This is a genomic window from Thermoplasmatales archaeon, assembly GCA_026127925.1.
Classification (GTDB): domain Archaea; phylum Thermoplasmatota; class Thermoplasmata; order Thermoplasmatales; family Thermoplasmataceae; genus JAKAYB01.
On record JAJSLM010000002.1, the window covers coordinates 58,604 to 84,454 of the forward strand.

23 protein-coding genes and 1 tRNA gene are annotated in these 25,851 nt (G+C 41.8%); 9 read left to right on the forward strand and 15 right to left on the reverse strand.

The features are described 5' to 3' along the window. Nucleotides 1-42 precede the first annotated feature (42 nt). Entirely contained in the window at nt 43-738 is a 696-nt protein-coding gene (locus LVQ96_02555; GenBank protein ID MCW6170032.1) for a metalloregulator ArsR/SmtB family transcription factor, read from the reverse strand. A 96-nt stretch (nt 739-834) separates the two neighbouring features. Between LVQ96_02555 and LVQ96_02560 the strand changes: the two genes are divergently transcribed. Beyond that, nucleotides 835-1,470: a DUF6058 family natural product biosynthesis protein gene (locus tag LVQ96_02560; protein ID MCW6170033.1), complete on the forward strand. Its 636-nt coding sequence runs from the start codon at nt 835-837 to the stop codon at nt 1,468-1,470. Nucleotides 1,471-1,707: 237 nt separating this feature from the next. Beyond that, nucleotides 1,708-3,072, forward strand: a complete 1,365-nt coding sequence (gene glmM, locus LVQ96_02565) for a phosphoglucosamine mutase (protein MCW6170034.1) — start codon at nt 1,708-1,710, stop codon at nt 3,070-3,072. Between the two features lie 22 nt (nt 3,073-3,094). Here glmM and proS read toward each other — a convergent pair whose 3' ends face one another. Next, on the reverse strand, nt 3,095-4,486 hold the full coding sequence (proS, locus tag LVQ96_02570) for a proline--tRNA ligase (GenBank protein MCW6170035.1): 1,392 nt from the start codon (nt 4,484-4,486) through the stop codon (nt 3,095-3,097). A 705-nt stretch (nt 4,487-5,191) separates the two neighbouring features. Between proS and LVQ96_02575 the strand changes: the two genes are divergently transcribed. Together LVQ96_02575 and LVQ96_02580 are read left to right on the forward strand one after the other, a co-directional pair. Continuing rightward, nucleotides 5,192-5,746: a hypothetical protein gene (locus tag LVQ96_02575; GenBank protein MCW6170036.1), complete on the forward strand. Its 555-nt coding sequence runs from the start codon at nt 5,192-5,194 to the stop codon at nt 5,744-5,746. 392 nt (nt 5,747-6,138) lie between these two features. Beyond that, nucleotides 6,139-6,489 carry a DUF488 family protein gene (locus LVQ96_02580; GenBank protein MCW6170037.1) on the forward strand — a complete coding sequence of 117 codons (351 nt, stop codon included), beginning with the start codon at nt 6,139-6,141 and terminating at the stop codon, nt 6,487-6,489. Here LVQ96_02580 and LVQ96_02585 read toward each other — a convergent pair. Genes LVQ96_02585 through LVQ96_02600 form a run of 4 tightly spaced genes read right to left on the reverse strand, consistent with a single transcriptional unit; the run spans nt 6,479 to nt 10,240 of the window. Further along, on the reverse strand, nt 6,479-7,675 hold the full coding sequence (locus LVQ96_02585; GenBank protein MCW6170038.1) for a nicotinate phosphoribosyltransferase: 1,197 nt from the start codon (nt 7,673-7,675) through the stop codon (nt 6,479-6,481). The two genes, LVQ96_02580 and LVQ96_02585, sit on opposite strands and share 11 nt — an antisense overlap. Further along, on the reverse strand, nt 7,675-8,208 hold the full coding sequence (locus tag LVQ96_02590; protein MCW6170039.1) for a cysteine hydrolase: 534 nt from the start codon (nt 8,206-8,208) through the stop codon (nt 7,675-7,677). Before LVQ96_02590 ends, LVQ96_02585 begins: the two co-directional genes overlap by 1 nt. Beyond that, nucleotides 8,205-9,623: a cysteine--tRNA ligase gene (cysS, locus tag LVQ96_02595; GenBank protein MCW6170040.1), complete on the reverse strand. Its 1,419-nt coding sequence runs from the start codon at nt 9,621-9,623 to the stop codon at nt 8,205-8,207. The genes LVQ96_02590 and cysS overlap by 4 nt, the downstream gene beginning before the upstream one ends. Nucleotides 9,624-9,646: 23 nt before the next feature. Continuing rightward, entirely contained in the window at nt 9,647-10,240 is a 594-nt protein-coding gene (locus LVQ96_02600) for a histidine phosphatase family protein (GenBank protein ID MCW6170041.1), read from the reverse strand. A gap of 70 nt (nt 10,241-10,310) precedes the next feature. Here LVQ96_02600 and LVQ96_02605 point away from each other — a divergent pair, with 70 nt between their 5' ends. Next, the gene (locus tag LVQ96_02605; GenBank protein MCW6170042.1) at nt 10,311-12,464 is read left to right on the forward strand and encodes a thioredoxin domain-containing protein; all 2,154 of its coding nucleotides are present in this window, start codon (nt 10,311-10,313) and stop codon (nt 12,462-12,464) included. 211 nt (nt 12,465-12,675) lie between these two features. Here the strand turns inward: LVQ96_02605 and LVQ96_02610 are convergent, their stop codons facing one another. Next, the gene (locus LVQ96_02610) at nt 12,676-13,644 is read right to left on the reverse strand and encodes a Gfo/Idh/MocA family oxidoreductase (GenBank protein MCW6170043.1); all 969 of its coding nucleotides are present in this window, start codon (nt 13,642-13,644) and stop codon (nt 12,676-12,678) included. 91 nt (nt 13,645-13,735) lie between these two features. Continuing rightward, nucleotides 13,736-15,187, reverse strand: coding sequence for an MFS transporter (locus LVQ96_02615; protein ID MCW6170044.1), 1,452 nt, complete (start codon nt 15,185-15,187; stop codon nt 13,736-13,738). A 515-nt stretch (nt 15,188-15,702) separates the two neighbouring features. On the opposite strand from LVQ96_02615, the gene LVQ96_02620 reads away from it, so the two are divergent. The 3 genes from LVQ96_02620 to LVQ96_02630 all read left to right on the forward strand — a co-directional run bounded on the left by LVQ96_02620 (nt 15,703) and on the right by LVQ96_02630 (nt 19,929). Continuing rightward, entirely contained in the window at nt 15,703-17,538 is a 1,836-nt protein-coding gene (locus LVQ96_02620; GenBank protein ID MCW6170045.1) for a hypothetical protein, read from the forward strand. 29 nt (nt 17,539-17,567) lie between these two features. Next, the gene (locus tag LVQ96_02625) at nt 17,568-18,653 is read left to right on the forward strand and encodes a hypothetical protein (protein ID MCW6170046.1); all 1,086 of its coding nucleotides are present in this window, start codon (nt 17,568-17,570) and stop codon (nt 18,651-18,653) included. Nucleotides 18,654-18,891: 238 nt separating this feature from the next. Next, the gene (locus LVQ96_02630; GenBank protein ID MCW6170047.1) at nt 18,892-19,929 is read left to right on the forward strand and encodes a hypothetical protein; all 1,038 of its coding nucleotides are present in this window, start codon (nt 18,892-18,894) and stop codon (nt 19,927-19,929) included. A gap of 272 nt (nt 19,930-20,201) precedes the next feature. On the opposite strand, the gene LVQ96_02635 is transcribed toward LVQ96_02630, so the two are convergent. The 3 genes from LVQ96_02635 to LVQ96_02645 all read right to left on the reverse strand — a co-directional run bounded on the left by LVQ96_02635 (nt 20,202) and on the right by LVQ96_02645 (nt 21,382). Beyond that, nucleotides 20,202-20,282, reverse strand: a tRNA-Ser gene (locus LVQ96_02635). A gap of 63 nt (nt 20,283-20,345) precedes the next feature. Then, nucleotides 20,346-20,699, reverse strand: coding sequence for a DUF202 domain-containing protein (locus tag LVQ96_02640; GenBank protein ID MCW6170048.1), 354 nt, complete (start codon nt 20,697-20,699; stop codon nt 20,346-20,348). Between the two features lie 86 nt (nt 20,700-20,785). Beyond that, a complete protein-coding gene (locus tag LVQ96_02645; GenBank protein MCW6170049.1) occupies nt 20,786-21,382 on the reverse strand; it encodes a 50S ribosomal protein L15e in 597 nt (198 codons plus the stop codon). Nucleotides 21,383-21,596: 214 nt separating this feature from the next. On the opposite strand from LVQ96_02645, the gene LVQ96_02650 reads away from it, so the two are divergent. Beyond that, on the forward strand, nt 21,597-21,872 hold the full coding sequence (locus tag LVQ96_02650; GenBank protein ID MCW6170050.1) for a hypothetical protein: 276 nt from the start codon (nt 21,597-21,599) through the stop codon (nt 21,870-21,872). On the opposite strand, the gene LVQ96_02655 is transcribed toward LVQ96_02650, so the two are convergent. The 4 genes from LVQ96_02655 to twy1 form a co-directional block, all read right to left on the reverse strand. Continuing rightward, nucleotides 21,864-23,162 carry a replication factor C large subunit gene (locus LVQ96_02655; GenBank protein MCW6170051.1) on the reverse strand — a complete coding sequence of 433 codons (1,299 nt, stop codon included), beginning with the start codon at nt 23,160-23,162 and terminating at the stop codon, nt 21,864-21,866. The two genes, LVQ96_02650 and LVQ96_02655, sit on opposite strands and share 9 nt — an antisense overlap. Next, nucleotides 23,159-23,491 carry a methionine--tRNA ligase subunit beta gene (metG, locus tag LVQ96_02660; protein MCW6170052.1) on the reverse strand — a complete coding sequence of 111 codons (333 nt, stop codon included), beginning with the start codon at nt 23,489-23,491 and terminating at the stop codon, nt 23,159-23,161. Before metG ends, LVQ96_02655 begins: the two co-directional genes overlap by 4 nt. Before the next feature lie 4 nt (nt 23,492-23,495). Further along, nucleotides 23,496-24,692 (reverse strand): acyl-CoA dehydrogenase family protein, encoded by a 1,197-nt coding sequence (locus LVQ96_02665; protein ID MCW6170053.1) that lies wholly within the window; start codon nt 24,690-24,692, stop codon nt 23,496-23,498. Between the two features lie 94 nt (nt 24,693-24,786). Further along, complete coding sequence (gene twy1, locus LVQ96_02670) at nt 24,787-25,725, reverse strand: 4-demethylwyosine synthase TYW1 (GenBank protein MCW6170054.1); 939 nt, start codon at nt 25,723-25,725, stop codon at nt 24,787-24,789. Between the last annotated feature and the right edge of the window lie 126 nt (nt 25,726-25,851).

Below are 25,851 nucleotides of genomic sequence, written 5' to 3' on the forward strand. Positions count from 1 at the left end.
CACATGGCAACACCTGCATCTGCAGGAGAATCTCGCATCACTTCACTGCGTTCCTGAAAACCATCCTGCTATGCTCCCGTTGACTTTTAAGGTCCTTGTCTGAGGTTTTGCTGAAACTATGTTCTTCTTTATCATATCCTTCAAAATTACCGCTCCCAGGAAACCTCCCAGATGGTATTCTTGCTCAGAAACATCTCTGCAGCCGTATGCAAACATGCGTTTTCCTATTTCATAAAATCGAATATTAACCCCAAGGTGCTGCAGTCCGACTGTACCGATATCCGTCAGTTTGTACGTTGGTTTCTTTGCATCGTCAACAGCAATCCAGGATTTCTCAATCAAAGAATGCAGGAGCTCCACGCCAAGTTTGCCGGCAAGATGATCGTAGCAAGTTCTTGCCTTTGAAAAATCGCCATCTTTTGCCGGCGTTCTTTTTTTAGAGTCACGGATAGAATTTATAAACCTGGATCCTGCAAGATCATCGAGCCACATAGAGTAACTTTCTAAGGGTTCTGGTATCAATGTATACTTTATTTCTCTCCCAGATCTGTGCGGTGCAACAAGGCCAACCGAACGGAGTTCTGAGAGGTGCGCGGACACTTTTGGTTGAGGGATTCCCGTACTTTTTACTATGGAACCTACGTTGCGTGTTCCAGATGCCAGAACCTCAATTATCGCTGTCCGTTCAGGATTAGAGAGTGCTCTCGCAATGTTGTTCCTAGTTGACCTACGTTCCATGATTTCCTTTTTGACATATTTAGCTGGACATATTATATTTTTCTTATATTTCCTGCCCCTTAATTACGCTCCGATCATCATGAAATCATGGAAAAAATGAATCACGAAAACAATAATCCTTTTGATTCAAAGGATCTGATGTACATAACAAAGAACCTGCTGACCACGGATGAAATAATTGAAAAATCAAAAGTTAGTCCCTCCAGGATTTCTGAATGGTTGGAACTGGGAGCATTCCCAGAACCAACTTATGTGACTTCGGATGGTAAGAAATGGTATCCGAAGTATACCGTCATTCTTGTCCAGCGAAGTATAAAGAACGGTACTTCACCAAAAGATGAGTTCATAAATGATGCAAAGAAAGTGATAAATAAATCAGGGCACGTCTACAGATTTGGCAAGGTGGAGGAGACAAACGAGAGTGATGATGAACTGGAAAAAATGTGGACAGATTTCAGATCTGGACTGTACGGAGCTTGCCTTCGAGTGCCCGATCCAAAGAACATACTGTCAAAGGGTGACCTGATAAACAAAATAAAAGGGCTGCTCGAAAAACCAGACTTATCCGATGTTTCATGGTGCGATTCACTGAAAAAATATGTAAATGAACTTGATAATGTTGAGGCAGAGTTCACCAATTATGATCGTGCAAGATTCGGGGGCCAAGTTTCAAGGGACATGTTCGTTATTGAAGTAAAGACAAAATACCCACAAATATTCAGAAAGAAGTGAAGCCTTCGGCAGAAGACTAGACTTTTTTGGAATAATTTCTTATAATCCAAGATTTATTTTGAAAATGAAAAGTAATCCCTGCCCGGGCTATCTCACCCAACTTCGTATTCTCCCAGGTTTTCCGAGCATACCGATACCTCGACCTTCTAAGATGAATTATCGGGACTGAAATACAAAGCGTAACGAAAATACTAAGAGAGAAAAGAGATTAAAATAATGCATTTGTATTCGTTGTGTATGGCAGAACTAAATGAAAAGGACTTCCCGCCGCTGTTTGGAACAAATGGCATAAGGGGAGTTCCAAACGAGGATCTTACAGCTGAATTTTCTCTGGCAATTGGAAAATCAATAGGTACGTTCTTTGGATCGAAGATAGCAATGGGCAGGGATACAAGGGACACAGGGCAGATGATATTTGACTCTGTTTGCTCAGGCATACTCTCCTCGGGATGCGATCTTATCGATCTTGGCATCCTTCCAACCCCCGCCATACAGTACTACTGTAAAATTAACAAGATTCCGGGCGTTATAATAACTGCATCGCACAATCCACCGCAATTTAATGGAATAAAATGCATAGCATCCGATGGAACTGAACTGGAGAGGGAATCCGAGAGAAAGATTGAGCTCATATATTACAATAAAAAATACTTGACAGTAAACTGGGATAAAATTGGGCGAGTATTTCAGGATAACAATGCACCTGGAATATACGTTGCAGGAGTGATGAGTAAGGTCGATCGTGATAACATACGTGGCAGAAATTTTAAGGTCGTTGTAGACACCGGGAACGGTGCTGCATTCTCCACAACTCCAACTCTACTGAGAGAGCTTGGGTGCAAGGTGGTCACGCTGAATGCAAATCCGGACGGGAAATTTACGTCAAGAAACTCAGAACCCAGACCTGAGAATCTGTCAGAACTCATTTCTGTAATGAAGCTTGGAAAATTTGACCTAGGCGCGGCACACGACGGCGACGCAGACAGGGCAGTCTTTGTTGACGAGAAGGGTAATTTTATCGATGGTGATATCACACTTAGCCTTATAGTGAAAAATCATGTCAAGAGAGGAGAGAAAGTCGTTACGCCCGTGAGCAGTTCTGATGCCCTTTCTGAAATCTGCAAGGAGAAAGGTGCTCAGCTGATAAAGACGAGAGTGGGCGCACCTATTGTTTCTAGAACAATGATCAGAGAAAAAGCATTACTGGGTGGAGAGGAGAATGGTGGCGTAATTTTCGGCCCTCATCAGTACTGCAGAGATGGTGCCATGACGCTGTCGCTCTTTCTAGATCTCATGGCTTCTACCGGATTGAAACCTTCAGAGTTGATAAAGACGGTTCCAGAATTCCATATGGAGAAAGCATCCGTCAAAAGAGAACTCGAGTGGAGCATTATGGAGAAACTTCTTCTGGAGCAGCTGGGTGACGTGGCGATTGATAGGACCGATGGTCTGAAGATCATGCTTGAGGATGGCTGGGTACTTCTCCGTCCTTCTGGAACAGAACCAATAATAAGGATATACGGCGAATCGAGAGAAGAGAAAAAGGCTAAAGAAATAGCCAATAAATACAAGGAAATGATAGAAGAACTCAACAGACGCTGACGCTACCGTATACCGGGATGAATCAGAATGAATGCGAAAAAACTGCAACATTGCCTGGACTTGAACAAACTATGCATTTCCTTCCCTCGTTTGAACCGTATGGTATCCCCAGGTTGCCGAGTCCAAATTTTTCCTCAAGTTTGTCTGAGCATTCTTTTCTCCCGCACCAGCCAGCCATTAAAAAACCATTTGCTTCAGCTATTTCATTGATGTCATTCAGCACGTGTGATGAGTTCTTTATGTATTCCTCCGCCCTCTTCATTAGGATCGTTTTTATCTCGTCAAGAATCGCTGTGGTTTCTGATATTCTTTCAACGGGGGCCGTTCTTTTTTCCTTTGTGGGCCTCAAGGCAAAGGTCACGGTGTTTCTCGAGAATTCTTTTTCTCCGATCTCAATTCTGAGCGGGACGCCTTTCATCTCCCACTCATTATATTTGAATCCAGGGGTATAATTGTCCCTGTCATCTGTAGATGCCCTGATACCCATTTCCTTGAGCATCCTCTCGATGTTGTGAGCATATTCTTTTACCTTTGGGTTTTCTGAAGGTATTGTGACAATAATCACCTGTATCGATGCTATTGATGGAGGAAGGATTAATCCCTTATCGTCGCCATGTATGCCTATAACTGCCGCAAGGAGTCTCTCGCTCATACCGAATGTTGTCTGGTTGGCATAATCGTGCGTTCCGTCATCTTTCAGGTATGTGATGTTGTAATTTCTGGAAAAATTCGTCCCATACTCATGCATAGTTGCAACCTGCAGTGAACGCCCTCCAACCAGAGTATCGCCGGCAAGTGTGTACATTGCGCCAGGGAACTTGTCCCATTCAGGTCTCTTGTTGACGATATAAGGTATACAGAGTTCCGAGCTAACCTTTTTCCATATATCAAGGTAATCCAGCAACTGGTTCTCTGCTTCCTCAAAAGTGGCATGTGCAGTGTGTGCTTCGAAAAAGTGGATTTCTCGGACTCGAATGAAAGATCGTGTGTGTTTTGTCTCGTACCTGTATACGTTCACAATCTGGTATATCCTAAGCGGGAGGTCTGTGTGCGATCTTATCCATAGGGAAAACATTCCGTACATGGCAGCTTCGCTTGTTGGTCTTAATGCCATTTCAACATCAAGTTTATCATTACCTCCTTTTGTAACCCAGTAGACCTGATTCTCGAAACCCTTTACATGTTCAAATTCTACTGAAAGCTGGTCTCTTGTGATAAGAACTGGAAAATTAACCTCTTCAATGCCATGAGCCTCAACGCTTTCCCGGATTATCCTGTCAATTTCCCGCATTATTTTCATTCCGTAAGGGAGCCATACGTTCATTCCCTTGACCGGATATCTCTTGTCTGATAAACCGCTTATCTCAACAATTTCGTTGTACCATTCACTGAAGTTTTCCTTCTTGTTTTCCATGATGCTTACTCAGCATCAGTACCATATAAATAAAATGATTCAGTTCCATGCACGCGTGAGAAGAAAAGCATTTCCATACCGACCTTACTCCTTCGTCGGGCTGGCCAATCCGACGACCGATTATAACATGTTTAATCATCCACGTCGATGATTAACTACCGTAGCATTGAATCTGAGTGTGAGATGGAATAAGACCTTTGGACGTCATGGCAAAGGCACCGCCGATGAAGCAGGGACCTCCGGTGCTTTAGCATGGAGAGGACGTCAGTGATCTTTCCCGACACCTATTCAATGGTGTATGTCCTATTATCCTGATCTATGAATGAGTGCCATCTCGAATGAAACTTGGCGTTCTCACACCATTCATTATCTTGCTCGTTACTGCGTTAATATTTAAATATCGTTAATAATTATGATGTCTATGTGTGCTATAAATCCGCACTCTATTTTGTTAGGTCGTTCCTTTCATTTTCTTGCTGTCTATTTGGGGGGTTTTTCTCTCCGGATTAACACAAATATATTCTTCTCTGGTTCTTTTCCCGTTCCCTCCGGTCTCGTTATCCTTTCCACTGCGTTTCTTCGGTATAATGTAATGTTAACACGTACAACGACTGCAGAAAGGCCTTATTTATGTGAGGCGTCAACGTTTACAGAGCCAGTTGCTGAAATTGATGTATATACACCGTTACTGGGAGGTAGGTAATAATGTATCTAAGAAAATTGACTTTAATCGTGATCTTAATTGTTGTCAGTGTATCGGCAGTTTCTGGTGCAGTAATACTGTACCATCCTTCTGACCCGGCACATGTTTCATTTAGCAGTTCAATAATGAAACAGGACGAGACCTCGTTTGTAATTTCGCCATTTAACATAAGCCCCAACACAGTTTTAGTCCAGAACTTCACAACTGCTAATAGCGGGAGATTCAATTTATCCGTTCATACAGCGAAAGGTTCCTCCACCGTTAACGTTAGTGATGGTTTATGGATCTATATTTTCAATGAATCACAAGGAGTCAAGCTTGTTAACGATTTTGCACATAAATACATGGATAACAACTTCCTTTATGCCGAACTCGCTAAGGGATTCGTCACAATTCACTTAACTCCTAATTCTAAATCGAAGAATACAATCGCTGAGGTAGGGCTTTTTGAAAGAAACATCACTGCTGAAAAAGGCAATTACATGATCATAGCTGTAAATCCGTCCAGTTCATTGAACCACGTTCAGTTTAGTGCTATACTCGCAGTAAAAAACTAATTCCCTTAAAAAATGCTCCCATAAATATATGTTTTCAATGTAATGTTTTTTCACATTCGTATGCTAGAACATATGGAAATTGATTCGCATTTGTATGAGTTTTGAAGTGAAATTTTTAGTCGGTAAAGGCCAAAATAAGGGGAAAGTAGAAAATTTGTAATGTCAACGACAAATGAAGTCGAAAGGTAATATTAGACCGATCGCCTAGACAGGGCTGCATTTCTATTTTTCTCGTAACTCAAAGAAGCTTCATCAGCTTGTCCATATAACTTCAATACGAACAATGGTGGGCATGCATAGGTGTTATTTGTAATCTTTTGTCCTTACCCATCCCTTGGAGAACGGGGTATTTTAAAACAAATTCCTTTTATATTTCAAAAAGGTATCATATTGTGATCAGGGTAGAAAGAATATACTCGGCTTCAGGCGACGAAAAGGGCATGAGGATTCTTGTAGAGCGTCTCTGGCCGAGGGGATTTACAAAGGAGAAGGCGAACCTTGGAATGTGGATGAAAAACGTCGCACCCACAGATGCACTGAGAAAGTGGTTTAACCATGAACCGGCAAAATGGGAGGGATTCAAGCGAAAATATTACGAAGAGCTTGATAAGAATCCGGACACTGAAAAACTGGTAGAAATCTGCAAGAAAAACGACGTCATATTTTTGTTTTCGTCAAAGGAAGAAAAAATGAATAATGCTGTCGCTCTCAAGGAATATATCGATCACAAGATCAAGAAATAGGTTGAGCTGCGGACAATCGTTCAATGTTTTTAAGTTCTCTTAGTGTACGTGCCCTTATTTCTTTCGGAGATTCGTACTCTTTTTCCTGTTTTCCGTTGGACAGGAATTTTTTGAGCAGGTTTTCCATTTCTCCACCACATTCGCATTTTTTCTCTTCAATTGGAGATGTCGATACCTCGACTCTGAGACATTTTTTGCACCTGTATAGCTCTTTCTTTCCTGAAAATTTTCCTTTCTTTGTGATCGGTGTCCCATTTATCTGAATTATATCCATGGCAAAATCATATGGTTTCGCAGAAGATATGGATGTCCCTATGCCAAATGAAGCAACACCCGCTTTTTTTAGTTCTAATAAATTCTCAAGCTTCAGTCCACCTGAAACCATGATCTTTACATTCCTGAATCCACGCAAGTCGAGCTCCCACCTCACCTCTCTCACTATATTTGCAAAATTACCTCTTCTTGAGCTGGGCGTATCGAGTCGTATATAGTCTAACTCTGGAAACATCTCAGCCGCTTTTATGGCCATGAACTTCTCATCGCCGTACGTATCAATGAGAACCGTTTTCTTCGCAGTATCTCTGGAATTTTTTACAGTATACTCCCATGCCTTGTCGTCTCCGAGTAGAAGAGAGAGGGCGTGTGGCATTGTGCCCACCGGTTCCTCGTCAATAAGTTTGGCTCCCAGAATCCCCGACACTCCATCCGCTCCACCTACGAAAGCTGCACGGTCTATCATTGGGGAAATCGCCGGATGCATTCTCCTTATACCGAATGAAATGAACGTTGTGTCCCCGAGCACCTGCCTTATTTTAGAGGAGTAAGTCGAAATACCTGTAGACTGGCATATGAAGCCTAGGATTGCAGTTTCAAAAACAGAAATATCCGGATATTTGCCCTCAATGCGCATGAATGGAATAGGGACTCCTGAATAATCCCTGGGGGGTAGTATGGTGCCCTCAGGAATGCTATAAAGATCCAGATGTTTCCCGGACAGCAGTTTTACAACCTCATCCAGACCAGAGAAATTGACCCATGGGTCAAGAGGGCCTGATAGTGTGAATTCAACGGTAACTCTATCATTGAATTTTACTCCGGAAACAGCCTTCATGCTCCTCTCAAAATATACGTCCGATGCCTTACCAGCAAGTATATCCTCATCATTGGCAATATTGAATGTAGACATTAGTTCACTTCCACAAGCAGTTCACTGTCATTTATTAATCTCACCTGGTAGTTTCTTTCCATGAAAGAAAGGGATTCCTCATGCCTCTTGGGATCGATGGCAGCGCAGAGACTCTTTATAACATTAATCTCGTAATTCCTGAAGAACGCTCCACTTACGGTGTGTTGGACACATATGTCAGTGCTTACACCGCATATGAAAAGGATTGATACTCCCCGCGCTCTCAAAAAACCGTCAAGGTCGGTATCAAAGAATGCATCATAGTGTCTCTTCCTTATGCGATACCCGGGAAATCCTTTCAGTTCTGGTACCAATTCGCTTGCAGGAGTCCCTATAAGACAGTGCTCCCCCCACACCTTGAATTCCGGATCATCACTTATATGCGTATCCAGGGTGAAGACAACCTCCATCTTTCCTTCGGCATTGCTAATGATCTTCGGAAGTTTCTTTAACACCTCGATCGCACCCTTAGAACCAAATTTTCCCGTGACAAAATCGTTGACCATATCCACAACTATCAAGGCTGATTTCATTCTTCCTCACCCTCAGTATCAGAATACCACCATATAGTCTCGTTCCCCTGATCCTCGATGTGTACGCCAAGCTTCTTCAGACCAGATCTTATCGCGTCAGAGCTTGCAAAGTCCCTTGCAATCCTGAGGCTCTTTCTTGCAGAAAGAAGGAGGCGGATCAGGTCGTCGCTTCTGGCTGTGGTCTTAGATTCCCTTATTATTCCTGTGAACTCGTTTACCCATTTAAGGACTGACAGAGACAAGTAAGCCGCCTTAGGTTCCATTGTATCCAGTTTTTTGTTCCATTCATTTACAAAGGACATCAGCTTTGAAAACATTCCCCTGAAATCTAAGTTATTTTCGAGAAACGAATCTAGGGACGCTATGGTCCCCTCGTCGTTCTCGAAGGTCTCATTTCCAGCCTTCTGCAGCAATTTGTTATATATGGAAGACAGTGCATTCACGTTTTTGCTGGATTCCTCCATTAATTCCCCTGAAAAGCTGAGCTGCGTATTAAACTGGCAGTTGAGCAGGGCGTACCTTAAATCTTCCGGTGTAAAATCTCTGAGGATCTCATCTATTGTGACATAGTTGTGAAGAGACTTCGACATCTTTTCACCTTCTATATTGAGCATCCCTGTGTGTATCCAGTATCTGGAAAGAATCTTTTTTCCACTTGCGGATCTTTCTATCGCTATTTCCGCTTCATGGTGAGGGAATATCAGATCGGTTCCTCCCCCATGTATGTCATATGTTTTTCCAAGAAACGCATCAGTTATTGCAGTATCTTCTATGTGCCATCCCGGCCTTCCTTTTCCCCACGGGGAATTCCAGTAAGGTTCGCCGGGTTTCATCTTTTTCCATATTACAAAATCCCTGGAATCTCTTTTATTCTCGTTGATATCTATCCTTGATCCTGAGCGCAGTGAATTGAGATCCTGGCCCGAAAGTTTTCCGTAGTCTGGAAATCTGGAAACAGAAAAATACACGCCGTCGTCCGTTTCATATGCATAATCTTTCCTCACCAAAGTCCTGATTTGTGAAATGATCTTCCTTATCTCCATGGTCGCAGGAACGTAAATGTTCACACTGTCTATCTTCAAAGCTCTCATGATCCTGAGATAATCCATGAAGTACCTTTTGCTAATTGTCTCAGTTGGCAGACCCTCCTGAGCTGCCTTTGCTATTATCTTATCATCCAGATCGGTTATATTCTGGACATAGAAAACGTAGAATCCCTTGATTCTCAGGTACTTCGCGAGAGCATCGAAGAATACGTATGTTTTAGCATGTCCGATGTGAGGGCTATCGTATACTGTTGGGCCGCAGACATACATCTTCACTATCCTGTTTTTACTCAACTTGAACGGAACAACTTTTTTCTGCATTGTGTCGTATATCTTCATGGAACCAACCGAATTAGTTTCTATTTGCATTTTATAGTAAGTATTAAATCTATTTACTTTTTGTCGATCAAATCAGAAATGTATTCCAGATTCTTCGGAGTCACGTAGAGCGAACCGAGGGAAAGAAGCTTACCTCTCTCTACATCGATCATTGATATGGAACAGTTTCTTATCTCAACGCCATAACTTTCAACTTCCCCAAGGTCCATGTATTTGGACACAGCTGACCTGATGGGTAGGGCGTGGGATACAAGGACTTCTATGCCTGAGACAGATTCAATGGCGCGCAGCATCCTTTCCTGATGCTCTTCCCAGGTTTCGACTCCAAGTCCAGCCCTTGACCTGCCTACTGCAGGGAACGCCCCAATCTCTGTGTTATTGAATTTTCCAAGGTAAGATTCTCTCAACCTCTCGTCGGTTTCAACGCGAATACCACGTTCCGCTCCGATAGTTTCTGCAGTTTCACGGGCTCTCTGAACTGGTGAACTTCTTATTCTATTGATCTTCAGGAGAGAAAGTTGCTTGGCGGCAAATTCGGCCTGTGAATGTCCCTTCTTTGTTAGCGGGTAACCTTCGATATCGCTCGATATTATTCCCTTTGTGTTTGATATGCTTTCACCATGCCTCACAAGTACAGCTATTTTCACGAATCCGTGATTCGAGCATCGTTAATAAAGAAGAACGAAGTTGTTTTGAAAATTTTTAGGGTTCTGAGCCTTGGGCACAGCTGTCTATTGTCTTAACTGCTACATTGAGTATAATTATGAAGACGAAATTACCGTGCCGATGCCAGATTTCGCAAATAAACTAATAACGGAGAAGAGTCCGTATCTGCAACAGCATGCTCACAACCCTGTTAACTGGTACCCATGGTCAGATGAGGCCTTTAGCGAGGCGAGGAACAAAGACAGACCTATCTTTTTAAGCATAGGATATTCGACATGCCACTGGTGCCATGTAATGGAGCAAGAGTCATTCGAAGATCCGGAAGTGGCAAGAGTGATGAACGAAACATTCATCTCAATTAAAGTGGACAGGGAAGAACGGCCAGATCTTGATTCGTTTTATATGAAAATATGCCAGCTGATGACAGGGTCCGGTGGATGGCCAATGAACATTATAATGTCACCAGATAAAGTTCCTTTTCTGGCACTAACTTATGTGCCAAAAGAAAGCAGGGGAGAGCAGATCGGACTTATCGAACTGACAGAGAGGATAAAAGAATTCTGGAAGGAAAAGAAGGATGCTTTAATAAAAGGTGGATCAGAGGCGCTGGCAGAACTAATGCGAGTAGAACAGAAGAAACCAGCCTTATCCGTTACACCTGAAATCAGGAAAAAAGCCTTTGCAGGATTAACCTCAATGTTCGATTCCAGTAACGGTGGTTTCGGTTCCAGACCCAAATTCCCAACACCCCATAACATAATGTTCCTCTTCAGAGTTTTTTTCTCCACGGGAGATAGAAATGCTCTTGAAATGGGTGTAAAAACACTGACTTCTATGAGGCTGGGTGGCATATATGACCATGTAGGGGGTGGCTTCCACAGGTACTCAACCGACGAAGGCTGGATTTTGCCCCATTTTGAGAAGATGACTTATGATCAGGCCCTGCTTTCCATCGCATATACTGAAGGGTACCAGATGTCCCACAACGAACTCTTTAAAGAGACTGTGCTGTCGATTCTTCGATTCATGACTAAGGAGATGCGATCTCAGGAGGGGGGATTTTATTCTGCCATAGACGCGGACAGCGATTCGGAAGAGGGGAAGTTCTACGTTTGGGAATACAATGAAATTTTACGCGTTCTTGGAGAAAAGGACGGGAGCTTATTCGCAGAGCTGTATAATGTGAGACCTGATGGGAACTATCTCGACGAAGCTTCGGGAAGGAATCCAGGAAAGAATGTGCTTCATCTTAACAGGACACTCCGTGAAGAAGCACTTCAAAGGAGAATTGAACCCAAAAGTTTCGAGCAAAATATTTATTCCATGCTTGAAAAATTGAGGCTAGGCAGATCAAAAAGAAACCCTCCGTTTAAAGATAAAAAAATACTTGCGGACATCAATGGCCTTATGATAACCGCACTCGTCAGGGCTTATAAAGCGTTTAACATGGATGAATTACTCAATTATGCAATCGAAGCTGAGCAATTTATAAGAAATAAAATGTTCGAAGGTGACAGACTTCATCACTTTTACATGGATGGTTTTGTTTCACCTGACGGTTTTTTGGACGATTATGCCAACGTTATACAGTCTGAACTTGAGTTATTCTCTGCTACAGGTAAATCAACCTACTTGGAATTCTCCCTGAAACTTGCTGAAATAACAGACGAACTGTTCGAAGACACTGAAAATGGCGGATATTTCTTCAGTTCAAGAGATGATACAGGTAGCTCTGTAAGGCTGAAGGAGGGCTACGACGGAGCTGTTCCATCAGGCAACTCAGTTCATATGCTCAACCTGCTCAGACTTTCGCTGATCACAGGAAATAATGATATGTTTGAAAAGGCAAAGAACATAGCAAACGCATTTAACGCCGAGATCGAAAGAGGCGCTCCTTTCCATTCGTACATGATGATTGCCATTGATCACGCTATCTCAAAACCATATCTTGTTACTGTTCCGGACAACACTCCTGAGTTAGAAAAAGTAAGAAGATCTGTTTGGGAAAATTTCTTTCCACATGCTGAATTTGTTTTTGCGAACAGTGAACTTACCGATCTACTTGCAAAGCTGAATCATTTCATTGAGAAAGATGTTACAAAGAACCAGATATCAGTATGCAGCAGAACTGAATGTCTCCTTCCGCCAAAGAACGACAGGGAACTGATTGATATCTTGTCGGGAGTGAATGAAAACAGATCGTAAAGCTGAAAGTTATAAAAAATGAAGTGCAGAAATGGATTGGCATTCAATCCACTTTTGCCCAGCAAAGTGCATTTATATAACCTGCAGGTTATGATTTTAGTTCGTTCTAAATTTCGTGCAATATTTTCACAAATTTAATTTTCAGCGACCAACAATAGGCCATAGATATCTGGATTTTCGTTGAAGAAGCAACTCTGTTATAAAACAAATCTTAAGAATCCGAACCGTTGTTATATATTTCGAGAACGGCTGCCAGGTCCCTTTTTGCAAGGTTTGGATCAAACGGCACTGGGGTATCATTTCTTACAGACTCAATAAATTCAGAGAATTCTTTCTCAAATACATCATAGAACTCAATATTAGCTGGCTTTCCGTTGAGTATGAGTCCACCAAATGCCGTTTTTCTATCCGGGAATTTGAAATCTAACTGGCTTCTGGAATTTACATCCTCGTAAAGGGAACCTGCAGAACCTATTATCTCGATTCCTGGAACGGAAGGCGGTTGTCTGTATGCCCATGAATAATAAAAGAAGCCGATAGATCCACCTTTGAAGTGGAATAAGGCTGTGGCGTTGTCCTCGCCCTGAATTGATGAACCAAGATGTGTGTCTCCGGATTCTATTCTCGAGTAGTTTCCGCCGAGGTTGAGCAAAGTATCGATATAATGTATTCCACCATCTATGAGCGATCCGCCGCCCATATGATCAGATTCAGTCCTCCATCCAGGCTTGTCGAAGTATCGCTGATCTCTCACGATAATTGTTCCTATCTTTCCAAGAATCCCATTTTTTATTGTATTCGCAGCATATCTCACCGATGGGTCGAAGAAATACTGCTCCGCCACCATGAATTTAATGCCATTCTTTTTTGAAGCTGAGATCATCTCGTCGGCATCTTTCAATGAGGTTGCTATTGGTTTTTCAACTATAACATTCTTCCCAGCTTCCATCGCTCTGATCGCCATTTCCTTATGAATATGATGCGGGACCACCAAATCGATTATATCTGCATCGGACTTGATGGCCTCATCGAAGGTTGAATATCTCTTTTTTATACGGTACTTTTGCATCACTTCCTCAGCGACAGAATCGTTTCTTTCAACTATGCTAATATCAATGTCCTTAATCGATCTTAAGTGAACGTTCCCAAAACCTTTGCAACCTACAACCACAATTTCCATGAATAGCTAAGAAGTTCAAGGCATTTAAGAAATTCGTTGCAGCAGGCTGGGAAACGCTCAGACAAAAATTCGGAGAACGTTCGCTGCACAGTTACCTTTTTGCAATGTAATCACTTTCAGGCGTTTTCAAGGTATTCTCCTCAGATCTGACGACTTTTGTACGCACAAGGGAACTGATTCCTGCGGCGACCAGGATGAAAAAGCTCGCTATAAGTGCAGCATGGATTCCAACAAGAAATTTTGAGGAAACTCCGCCTTCCAGCTTGGTTACTCCAAGAAAGACTTCGAATGCAATGTAACGTGGGATCGACAAGGCAGCTATGGATATTGCTATCACATAGCTGAAGAGTGTTCCAACATTGCTTAAAGTCCTTAACAATCCAGAGATCGAACCGTAGAGTTCTCTGGGAGCCCCAGACATTACCGCACTATTGTTAGACGGCCAGAACATGGACCCTCCGAAACCAGTAACAATTGAACCGGCGATCACGAGGTACAAGGTGGAATTCAGTCCCATCATGAGATAAATCAAGACACCACCCGCCATCAGGAATATTCCAATGCTCGCGACTATTCTTGATCCTACCCTATCCGAGAGTTTTCCCATCCTGGGGGCGAACAAGCTTGAAATAATATACCCGGGGACAAGCAGAAGTGAAGAATCCAGGGGACTGAAACCTCTTATCCCCTGAAGATACATTATCAAAATGAACAGAACGGAAAGATAACCTATTGCCTGCAAAGTAGCCGCAAGAAGGGAGAACGATAGAACACGATCCTTAAAGGCTTTCAGCAAGATCAAAGGATCCTTAACATGTTTTTCTACAAGTATAAACGGTATTATAAGCACAATGCCAACAACAACTAGCACGAGATTCAGGATATCAATGCCATTTCCGGCTATTTCTACTGCGCCATAAGAAATGAGGGAAAGCAATACAAGAAGCAGTACTGTTCCGAAGTAGTCAATCGTCGTTTTCGTCTTCTTATTATCCTTTATGTACATAATCGAGAAGTAGAAGCCTATCAGACCTACAGGGACATTTATGTAAAATATATACCTCCATCCTATAAGTGTGGTAATTATTCCTCCAAGCACTATTCCAAGTGCTCCTCCAATTGTCCAGCCCATGCTTGTTATACCAAATGCTCTTCCGCGCTCTTTTGGTGGGAAGTAATCTGCAACTATGGCACTGCTGTTTGCCTGAATCAGGACCGCGCCAAAGCCTTGAAACGCTCTGGAAATTATCAGAAACATTACATTCGGCGAAGCTCCAGATGCTGCAGATCCAGCTATAAACACAAGGAAACCAATGTTGAATATCCTTCCTCTTCCAAATATATCGCCTAGACGTCCCAACTGGGTCGTCAAAGCAGCAAGCACCAGTAGATAGATCAGAATTACCCAGATAGTATCGAGAAATGGAGCGTGAAGCTGGTCAGTAATGGTTGGGAGAGCAAGTATAACAATAGTTGTGTCAATAGCTGACATCAACATTCCGATAAGGACGCTTGCAAGTATCAGATTTCTTCGTTCGACCATTGTTGGCACATCTTAGAGTCGGAACACTCCAGCGAGGTCGATTCACCCCAGCGCCTTAAGAGATATGTAACCTCTTTAGTCTTCGCACAAAATAAGGCTGTGCTGTATTATTTTTTAGTATATAACCGTTGATGGGTAAGAAATTATTTGCGTTCACAATTTCGTAATTATATTAAACGAATTAAGATGGAGATATGTATCATCGTAGGATGATTGTCAAGTGAAGCATAGAATCTTTTTGAAAATGATCCTGTTTGGTTGGTGCATCCGATCCGAAGAATCACAATAATTCCATATTCTAAATATAGTATGTAGGTAAATTCCGAGCAAACTTTTTATAGGATTATCTCTTTTGATTCTTATGCGGAAGATTTTCCTGGCAGTCATTTTGACCGCAGCCATGATCGCCACCTCTTTCTTTGTCCTGAATCTAACCCATGATTCGGGGGGGCGTTCCGATATGGTCACCGTATAGTATAGAGAACAAGAGCATAGCCCTATCCTATAACGTATTTATGGACGAGAACGGGAATCTCATCCCCCAGAACATGACTCCGGAATTCTCCATCCATTCCTCATCGATAACCTATGAGGAATATCGCAACAACAATGTAACGCTGATCGTGAACAACGTCATGACAGGAAACACAATAGTGAATTCCTCTGCAATGATCGTAAACAATCTCAATTATCCAGTTGAATATATCGTCTCCTTCGATCTCGTAGGTGAAAGGAGTTACTTCACCTACGGATCGAGTGTCTCTCTCCTAAACGGAACATCGACAAACATCAGCGGTATACCCGTGAGATGGCAGTCAAACGGATTCGTCAGGGGAGTGAAGGCATACAGCAACGGTACGAATGCCCTGATTATCCCATATGCTGTCGATCTTAGATCAGGTGGAGCGTTCTTCATCGATCCAACCATAGGGAAGAAACCCCTTGGAGAGTCTTGTTCAATCTATTATTATGGAGACATCAGTGCTACGCTTAACGCTCCATCAAGTACCGCGTTAGGAGACACAATAACCCTAAGTGTCACCATCAACTCCCTCTCAGGTTCATCTCCCCGAAAGGTCAACTTCTATATATCCGGTGGTGGGCAGACACAAAATATTCACAGCACCAGCGTGACCGACGGAAATACATATACAGCGAGCTGGACTGACAATATTATCGGAAATATAACATTCTGCGCCAACTATCTTTACGACAGAGAGACCTACGACTATCGCGGACACGTATACACAAGTTACTGGTATTCATCCCTAGGAAGTGTCAGTATACACATGGATACTAATCCTTATAAGTGGATAGGTTACGACGGGAATAACGCTATATACCTAAGTAGTGTTGGATTCACACCTCCAATAAATCTAATTAATGAGAAAGGTTCTACGAAAATAAATGAAAAGAACGGATATAGAGAAAATGCATTTGCCTTTAATGTTTCATACTCTCAGGCATACACTAGTAATAATAACCAAGAGGGGTGTCTACTTACAAACCTCTACTTGAGTGGTTCTGGTATAGTTGCTACGGACTGCTACGGAATCGGTGGACCATACGTAATGCTTCAAGGTCAACTTAATAGCGGCCCAAGCGGGTCATATTTGAGTGTCGCTTCGGGTAGTGATTACTCTGTTCACATGGGCGATGTGAACTCAAGTGGAAATTCAAACGCTGGTGAAATTGCGTCTTTGATGATAGGTGCCTTTTCTCTTGCTGCTTCGATCGCTGCACCTGAATTTTCAATTCCATTAGGTGTATTAGGAGTCATCTCATCTGCTCTCATATCCTCGGTACACGAAACAAGTGGTGCTACCACAAAAGTTGAGGATTCCGGAAAAGTTTGGCAATGTTTTGTTCTGAACGGTGATGATACCTCTACGTATGGTTCAATCGAGAGGGCAAATTATTCCGCTGGAACAAGACTAAAGCTTACTTTACCTGCAAATGCTCTTAGAAGTACCGGATCCAGCTTAACTATACTCGGTTGCTCTGTCGGCTATGACGGGAATGTTAACTTTAGCAAGACAATTCCGTTGGTCCCTGCCTACGCCATATACGGCTCCACAGAAAACAGTAATAATGTATCTATAGGCGGGGTAAATCTCTACTTTAATCCCGCAGGAACGGACATTTACTATGAAGTTACCAGCAATAATTATGCAGGCAGTTCCAGTTATAGTGATTTTGTGTTCTACGCAAATTCGTATACGACATACAACGTCTTCTACGGTCCAAATGTATACGATCTATCATACGTTGGGAATTTACCCAACGGGGGTCACAGCATCACTACTGGAGGTCTGGGTTCGTCTTTTGGGCCCAGAGACTTTAAGGTCTAAACGTTGAGTTTAAAGAATCGGGCGAGAAAATGGATCAGAAGAAAAAAGAAAAATTCAGAATCCGGCACAAGAGGACATTCGTAAGTCTAGTTGCAGTTATAATTGCTCTAATCGTGATCTCCTCGGTTCTTTTCGTTGGATTTGTATACGTTCCACCATACACACTGCACAACTCTTCAAGTGAGTTTACATTTGCAACAAACAATTCCGAATTCAATGGAACAGGGCCTTGGGTTGGCAATTACTATGTGAATGGAAATATAACATCAATAACATACTTGAATCAGAGTAAACCTTCAGCATTTAAGATGTCGCTTGGCCAAATGCAGTTGAATTTGAGACAAAATACTGCTTTTGAAATGAATACATTAGTGTTAACAAAGCCAGGTGATTTATTTTATTGCTTTATTTCAGGGTTGTCTGTGAAGGGGCACATTCTGGATAATTTGCATCCTACTGGGGTAGAATTGCATTTTTACTTGATTGGAAATAACAAAGGAGAAAACTATGTTCACATCATAAACCAGAACAATACCTATGGTTGTATATGGGACAGGTTCAGTCAGTCTGTAGACAATCTTTCGACTCCTGAGCACGGTTACTACCCTAGTTACCCTTACGGTCCGTCAATCCATAACTTTTCTTCCCCTGTGGTACTAGGTCTCAGTACAAAAAATGTGACGCATTTCGACTTTTTCTCGAGTGGTTATTATAATTTCGGATTGACTATGTTGGTCAGGCTCACATTTAACGCAACAAGGAATCTTAGTTCCGTGCAGGGACAAAACTTCGAATTGTGTGCGAGCCTCCTTGGTCTCGGCAAAAAAGTAACTTCATCAGTCGAGGTCAACATTAGGGTTTTGCCATTAGTTTATATCACTAAAAATATGGGGGTCCCGTTCTTTTATATGAAAAATGATCGTACAAATGTTACTTACATAGTGAATGAAACCAATCGTTCACTGCCCGTGGAACCATACACAAATTACACTGCTTTTTTCTATCTCAATGGAACAAAGGAGAGCTACACCTTTAATACGGGTCCTCCCTTTGTGGATCGAGTACTAAACGTAGATCCGGAAAAACCTTATTTTGGATTTCTTTACAATCCATAATGTCCGGAGTGCAATGACTAGGTAGTGTGAATACTTGGTTGCCTCAGAATCAACTAATCAAGTGGGAATATTCGGAAAGCGTTAGAGGGATTGTTAAATAATTGGGACAGGATTCCTTTTTATGTTTCGCCATATTGAAGGAAACGGAACCTTGGAAAAAGTTCCAAATGGCGATATAAGTACAGGTAATTTCGGCGGAAATGTACTAAAGACTCTGTGTATTTAAGGGATAGAGATAATGGCTACGATTATTCCAAACAGGATCAAAAAATATTACAGATTACATAAACGTCTGTTTATTTCTATACTTGTTGTAATTGTTGCAATAACAGTTATCATGGTTTTTGTTTACAATTATGAACCAGGTTTTGAATATCATTCCTATGTTGGTCGCATATTTGGAAGTACAATCGGTCCAACAAATATACCATCTGACGATCCAGTGTTCGTCCTTGGAAATAATTCCACATCATACAGATCAATATCTTACCTCAATCAAAGCGGTTCTAGTTCCTATTTTAGTTCAAATTACTCAAAATTATATGCGGATTTGAATCCAAGTAATGTTGTATTCAATAATTTCCCAACATACGAAATTAGCGAATGTGTGAGAGTAGAAGGCCATATAGCTTCCAATCTTCATCCAACAGCTGTTTTCATAATTTTTTCTGCAAAATCATTCAGATCCTCGTTCATTTCTTACCTAGTTCTCAATCCTCTATTTCCTTCGGCCCAGGCTTCGAACAATGTCACTATTAATCAGAACTCTTATGGGAGCGAGTTGGCTCTCAACGGTACCCATGGAGTTTCAAAGGTTATGAGTAGAGTTCAACTTGACAATGTATCCTATTTCAATTTCAGACAGAACTACTATAACTTTGCATTTAATTATTCAACTGTAGGATATATTTCACCATTTCTATCTAATTCTGCAAAGGTTCAGAATCTCGTTGTTAATTTAACAGCTGAACTAATTGGCTTGAGTGAACCAGTTTACACTATGGTATCAATTCACATATCAATACCCCCGTATTACCTTATGAGAATTCAGACGCCACCACCGAATAACGTTAGTGTGATTCAAATAACACAAAGAAATTCAAGCGTAAGATACGTCGTAAACCCTTATGAAATTGATAGTGGTAATATATTATCTTTTAATGCGATTCCATACCAAACTTACATTGTCAAATGCCTGTTAACAAATGACACGACTTTAGTCAGGACATTCACAGCCGGTAGACCATGGGGAGAAAATAACTCATTTTTCATTTAACTATAAATTAATGGCGTGCCAACAACGAACTGCTGTTTTACTTGTTGTTTCAGTAAGGGGATTTATCCGGCACGACCTCTCCTTGTTTTTTTGATCTTTCTGGTATGGGCTCATTGAGTATTGTTTAAATCCTTCCAGTCGCAATATATATTTTAGGAAATGTTAAAACAAAGTTATATCTATACTGGAGGATGGATCTAAAGATCAAAAGGGACAAAAAAATGATAGAATCAACTACTTCATGCCATTAGAATTTGATATGAGGATACGAACGCCGCGGGAGAGATTCGAACTCCCGATCCACAAGGGAACCAGATCTCAAGTCTGGCGCCGTACCACTGGGCCACCGCGGCTTCATTAGGTAAAGGACAGGTGGATAATTAATCTTGCTTGCTTTCCATACGTGCTATAAGCGATTAGACTTTGAGAAGCAAGAAGGACATGGCTACAACTATAGCGATAACAAGGATAGAAAAGATAACATTTACCTTTCTCTTGGGTTTATACTCATCGCTCTCTATCTGCTTTTCTGCGACGAGGTAATTATAAGTGCCATAAGCTATTGTCAATGCCCCAAGAATTATCATCACTTCACCGTATACCACTGTTCCTGCTCCAAGGGATGATGAATTTTTCAGAATGTCAAGAAATATGGCAAATTTCGCAATAACAAAACCAAACGCAATCAATGCGATCCCAGTTCGTATCCACGCGAGGAAGGTCCTTTCGTTCGCCAGATAATCAGAGGGCCTTGCGCTTTTAGATTCCATTTTTATTTTTTCCCCATAGCAATAGCCATGAAAGGATAAAAACTGTTCCCATAACACGAGTATGGAAAAAGATTAAGGTTCATCAATTATCTTCTAAGTCTATCATTCGCTCGGATAGATGGTCTGCTTTTAGAGCTTCCCGTCCTGCCCGTTCTAAGGCCTCTTCCTTTGTACCCAGCCGATGTTAGACCTCTGTATACCCGCCCTGTGTTCTGTGGTTCGGAAATCCAAGATATTCTAGAATCATTCGTTATCTGGGGACTCTCTCTGTCAACAAGTATTACTTCATAATACTTGTATAAGCCATCCTCACCTACGTAGTAGGAATTAAGAACCTCGGCATTCGGATATTTGTCCGCAGCCCTTTCCTCAGCTATCCACTGTATGCTTTTCTTTGGTGTCAGCTTGTTGTAGGCCATCCTTCTGGGTCTTCGCCCCCCCATTATCTTGGGTTTCCCTCTTCCTCCTCGTCTTACTCTGGATCTTACCACCAAATAGCCGTACTTTGCCTTATAACCGAGTGATCTGGCGCGATCTATCCTCGTTGGAAAGTCCACTCTTACGACTGAATTTCCATTTCTCCAAGAGATCATCCGCTGCTTTTGTAAATTATAAATTTCGGATTTTTTTAGATCTTTCCAAGCATCACCGACTAAACTGTAAGTATTTTTTACTTCGCTCATTTTCGATTATCTCCAATCTTGTTATAACAAAGTGAATTAACACGCAATATATAGATATTTAGCAATCTTGATCATTCTGGATTACCAAAACGATATCAATTATCTGTCTTAGGAATATATATCGCTAATTCCATGGAACAATGGATTAACAGGATGTAGCGGCTATCAAAAACCATGCAGTAACATATTTTATCCTCCTAGCCATTTCATTTTGTTGAAAGGATCGGAAATAAGAAAGAGATATGTTCTTGTGTATTCATCATCTCTTGATAGTGTTCTCAGACAAATGGATTCAAACCTTACAAAACTTGGCTGCAAGCGGAAATTCAGAAACAACTTCTACGCTATTTACCTTGCTAATCAGTATAACAGAGACGATGTAATAGATTCGATCAACATGATCGATAATGTTAGGACTATAATCACGAGTGGCACCATTAAAAAATGCAAAGATGTAATGAATGAGGACATCAAAAGAAATTCAGTGTGATTTCCTTTCTGTCTTCAGCATTGCCACTTCCTTCTCTGAGAGCATGAGGAGTTTTTCGACGCTATCTGCAAATTTCCTGTTTCTGGTCATGTATGAAAAGTACCACAGGTTATCGTTTACCTTATCGGAACCGGTATGCATCAGTGTTGACAACTTCAGAAATAGAGATTTCCTGGTTTCCCGGGTTTCCCTGAGAGCAGCCATTCTCATAATGTAGCTTGGGAATTCATATTTGACATAGCTTTTGTTCGGCTTCTGTATTTCAGAGGATATTCCGGCACTAATTTCCTCGGCAAAGCCCTTGAACGCATAATGCTGCTTCTTTATGACTCTGCCCACAAATATGTCCGATATAGAAAGGATATCATATGCCGCAGATAGGTCATCGGCTTCGTCTGCTTCATAAGGCAAATTTTGATCAATCCACATCAAATAATCCTCCGTGGTGAAATCTTTGTTCCACAGATCGATAAGAATTTTCTCATAGGTTCGATCTTTGAATGTATCAGAAATCGTGTTATATATTGATACGGGTGCATCCCTTTTACTCGCACCTAAACTCAAAACTTTGTCATCCGAATATGGAAGGACTGAAACTATATCATTTATGATGCTCCTGATGTCCTGTCCATTCTTCTGAATCAGTTCGTCTATACGTTCTGAAGAGAACTCAAGATGTTCGCCCGAGGATATCTCTCTTATCCTGTCTACGAGTTTGTTTCTAAATGTTTTATAATCAAGATCCCCTCTTCTATTGTACTGCTTGAATTCTATGGCAAGTGACCGGTTGATTATGTCTCTCCCGGCATTTTTCCTTCTGAATGAATAAAAATCGTTTAGCGTTACTATTATGGGGTTATGTGTTGCGGCAATAATCTTTGAAAGCTCTGACAATCCTCCAAAATCCCCACCGGTTCCGCTGTTCCTACCTTCGAATATGTTATCGGCCTCATCGATAAGTATTATTCTCTGGAAACCTTTTGAGCCCTCCTTGTGATCACTAAAGAGATCCGAATATATGGAAGCCATGAGCGCAACTCTCTTCATGGCATCAGCATTCCTCTGATCAGAGGAATTCATCTCAACTACTGGAACATCGCTTTCTCTCGCTACTGTGATGGCTGTTGTAGTTTTTCCGGTGCCTGGCGATCCCCATAACAAAAGTGCACGCTTTGCTGGAATTCCATTTTTCCAACTATCAAGCCAGTTTTGTATCTGCAAAAGGATATCCTTTCTTATTATCAGGTCAGCAAATGTCTCAGGTCTGTATTTTTCGGATATGGTATTCATTTGATTCTTATTCCAGATGGCATCTCCTTGTCAGTGGTTAGCAGGCTGAGCGTTTGATCATTTTCTGCAGAAAGAAGCATGGCCTCACTGTCAAGCCCCATGAACCTAGCTTTCTTCAGGTTGTTTATTATGATTATCGTCTTTCCGATCATGTCCTCAGGGTCATAATATTCAGATATACTGGAGATCACCTGTTTCCGTGTACCACCGACATCAACTATAATCTTCAGGAGATTCCTGGATTTTTCCACCTTTTCGCATTCAACAACCTTTGCAGTCCTAAATTCTATCCTGTGAAATTCATCAATAGAGATTTCTTCTTCCACCATACTTTCACCCCTTTACGAATTCTCTTCCAAGTGTTTCTCTCGCTATAATTGTCTTCATGATCTCCCTCGATCCTTCCGCCAGCATGAAGGACCTTACCCCTCTGAGGGCCAGCTCCTGCGGATTGAATTTTGTGTACCCGAAAGCTCCATGCCATTGGAGTGCATCATTTATTGCATCGAATGACCACACTGTCGAGAGCAGTTTCGCAATGGCGATTTCCTTTGAGACTTCGAACCGAGTGAATCTCTCTTTTCTCTGCTCCTTGTCATACATCCACAGTGCCTTGTAAGCAATGTTCCTTGCAGCTTCCAATTTTGCTGTGTGGTCCGCCAGGCCAAACTGGATCCCCTGGAATCTGCCGATGGGTTGCCCGAAGGCTTTCCGTTCTTTCATGTATGAGGTTGCATTGTCCAGGCACTGTTGTGCTATCGATGCTGATATCAACGCAATCAGGCCACGTGCAAATTCAAATCCCTCGTGAACGATCTTGAATCCCCGGTTAACCTCGCCTATCATATTACCTTCAGGCACCTCATAATTTAGGAATCGTATCGATCCCCAGGTAGATCCTTCGCGTCCCATCTCTTCAAGGCTGGAGAGTTCCATCTCGCTTTCTCGATCAGGCGTATAGAATAAAGAAATCCCTGCTGTACCCTTGTCAGGATCTGTCTTTGCAATGGTTACATAACCTCCGCCTATCTCCCTTACATCCTTAACAAGACTGATATAGGATTTCTCTCCATTTATTATGTAAGATCTGTGGTCTTTCACAGCAACAGTCTTCATTGACCCCAGATCGGATCCAGCTCCAGGCTCTGTAGAGGCAACGCCCGTTATTATATCCCCTTTTGCAATCTTCTCTAAAACATTATCTCTTAAAGTATCTTTAGCATATTTTGATAGCAGGTAGGACCATGCATTGTCAACCAGAAAAAGTACAGATATTGCTGCAGTGACATCCTGGCGCGCGATCTCCTCTGCAACTATTCCTGTTGTGACTGCATCTGCTCCCATGCCGTTATATTCTTCGGGAATAGTCATTCCTAAGACACCAAGTTTCTTCATGCCAGTTATTATGCTTGATGGTATCCTCTTTGTCTTTACCATATCTTGGATTCTTGGCGCAATTTCTTTATTAGCAAACTCTCTCACAGAATCCCTCAGGATTGTCTGTTCTTCCGAAAATGAAAAATCCACCATTAATGTTAATCAATGGATAGAATATAATCCTATTTTTCTATCGATCTAAAATCTTGTAAACGAATTTAAAATGACGCGCAGATATCTCTCATTTTCAGATCCGAGAGAAGTCTATTTTTCTCTTTGACGGATCTTTGGAAAGCAATGTTACTCTGCTGTCCCTTCTTTCGCCAGACAGAACGTATCCTGTCCTGGATGCAAGTTCTGATGTGAATTCAAGTATATCATCATGGGACGGCATGTTTTCCCGATCAAGCCTGGCTATTGATTGGCCAACATGGACATATCCCTTTGACTCTATGTAATCTGGACTTGCAATGTTGTCCATTTTTGCATATTCCTCAATGTATGGCATATTTATGTATTTGACAAGAGTGTGTCTTATGACTTTTCTTGTGTCGAGGGATGGCATTAATTCCAAAGTCCTGTTGAAATTTTCCCAGGCATTGCCTATCGATGGATTAAGAAGGTCGTAGAAGATCTCTTTAGTCGGTCCGGCCGTAGTAACATAGAGCTGAGTTGGCAATGGATCGAGTCTTTCAAGAACCATAGGAAGGGTGCCATTTGTCACGAGAAAAGTAGACATGCCTCTCTTTTTTGCCAACGCTATGAATTCTCCGAGTCTAGAATATAAAGTAGGTTCACCGGTTAGGGATATGGCTATATGCTTTGGATTCTCGGCTTCCTTCCACTTCTCCGGAGACACCTTTGGATTGCCCTTGAAGCCTGATATGAGTTTCTTATGTGCTATAATTGATTGTTCCAGGATTAATTCAGGATCATCTTCATCAGCTATGTGCATCCCATCAAATCCCTGAAATCTCCAGCAAAATGCACAGTTCTCTGTGCAGGCCGATAGTGCAGGCGTCATCTGAACGCACTGGTGAGAATTTATTCCATAAAAGTCACCCTTATAACAACCACGCCCTCCTGTTAACTCGCTCTTTGTCCACTGGCACACTTTCACTGCAGAATGCTTGCCTACAAGACCGTAGTGTTGCTTCTTGTATACCTGCACATAGGCGTTTTCCATTTTTGACTTAGAATTACCAGATATATAACATTTTGCAGGAACGGTGTACTCTTCGAATCTTCAAGTAATAAATCTCCAAAAATTTCCATGAACAATCATGTCAATGAGTGAAGTGCAAAGCACATT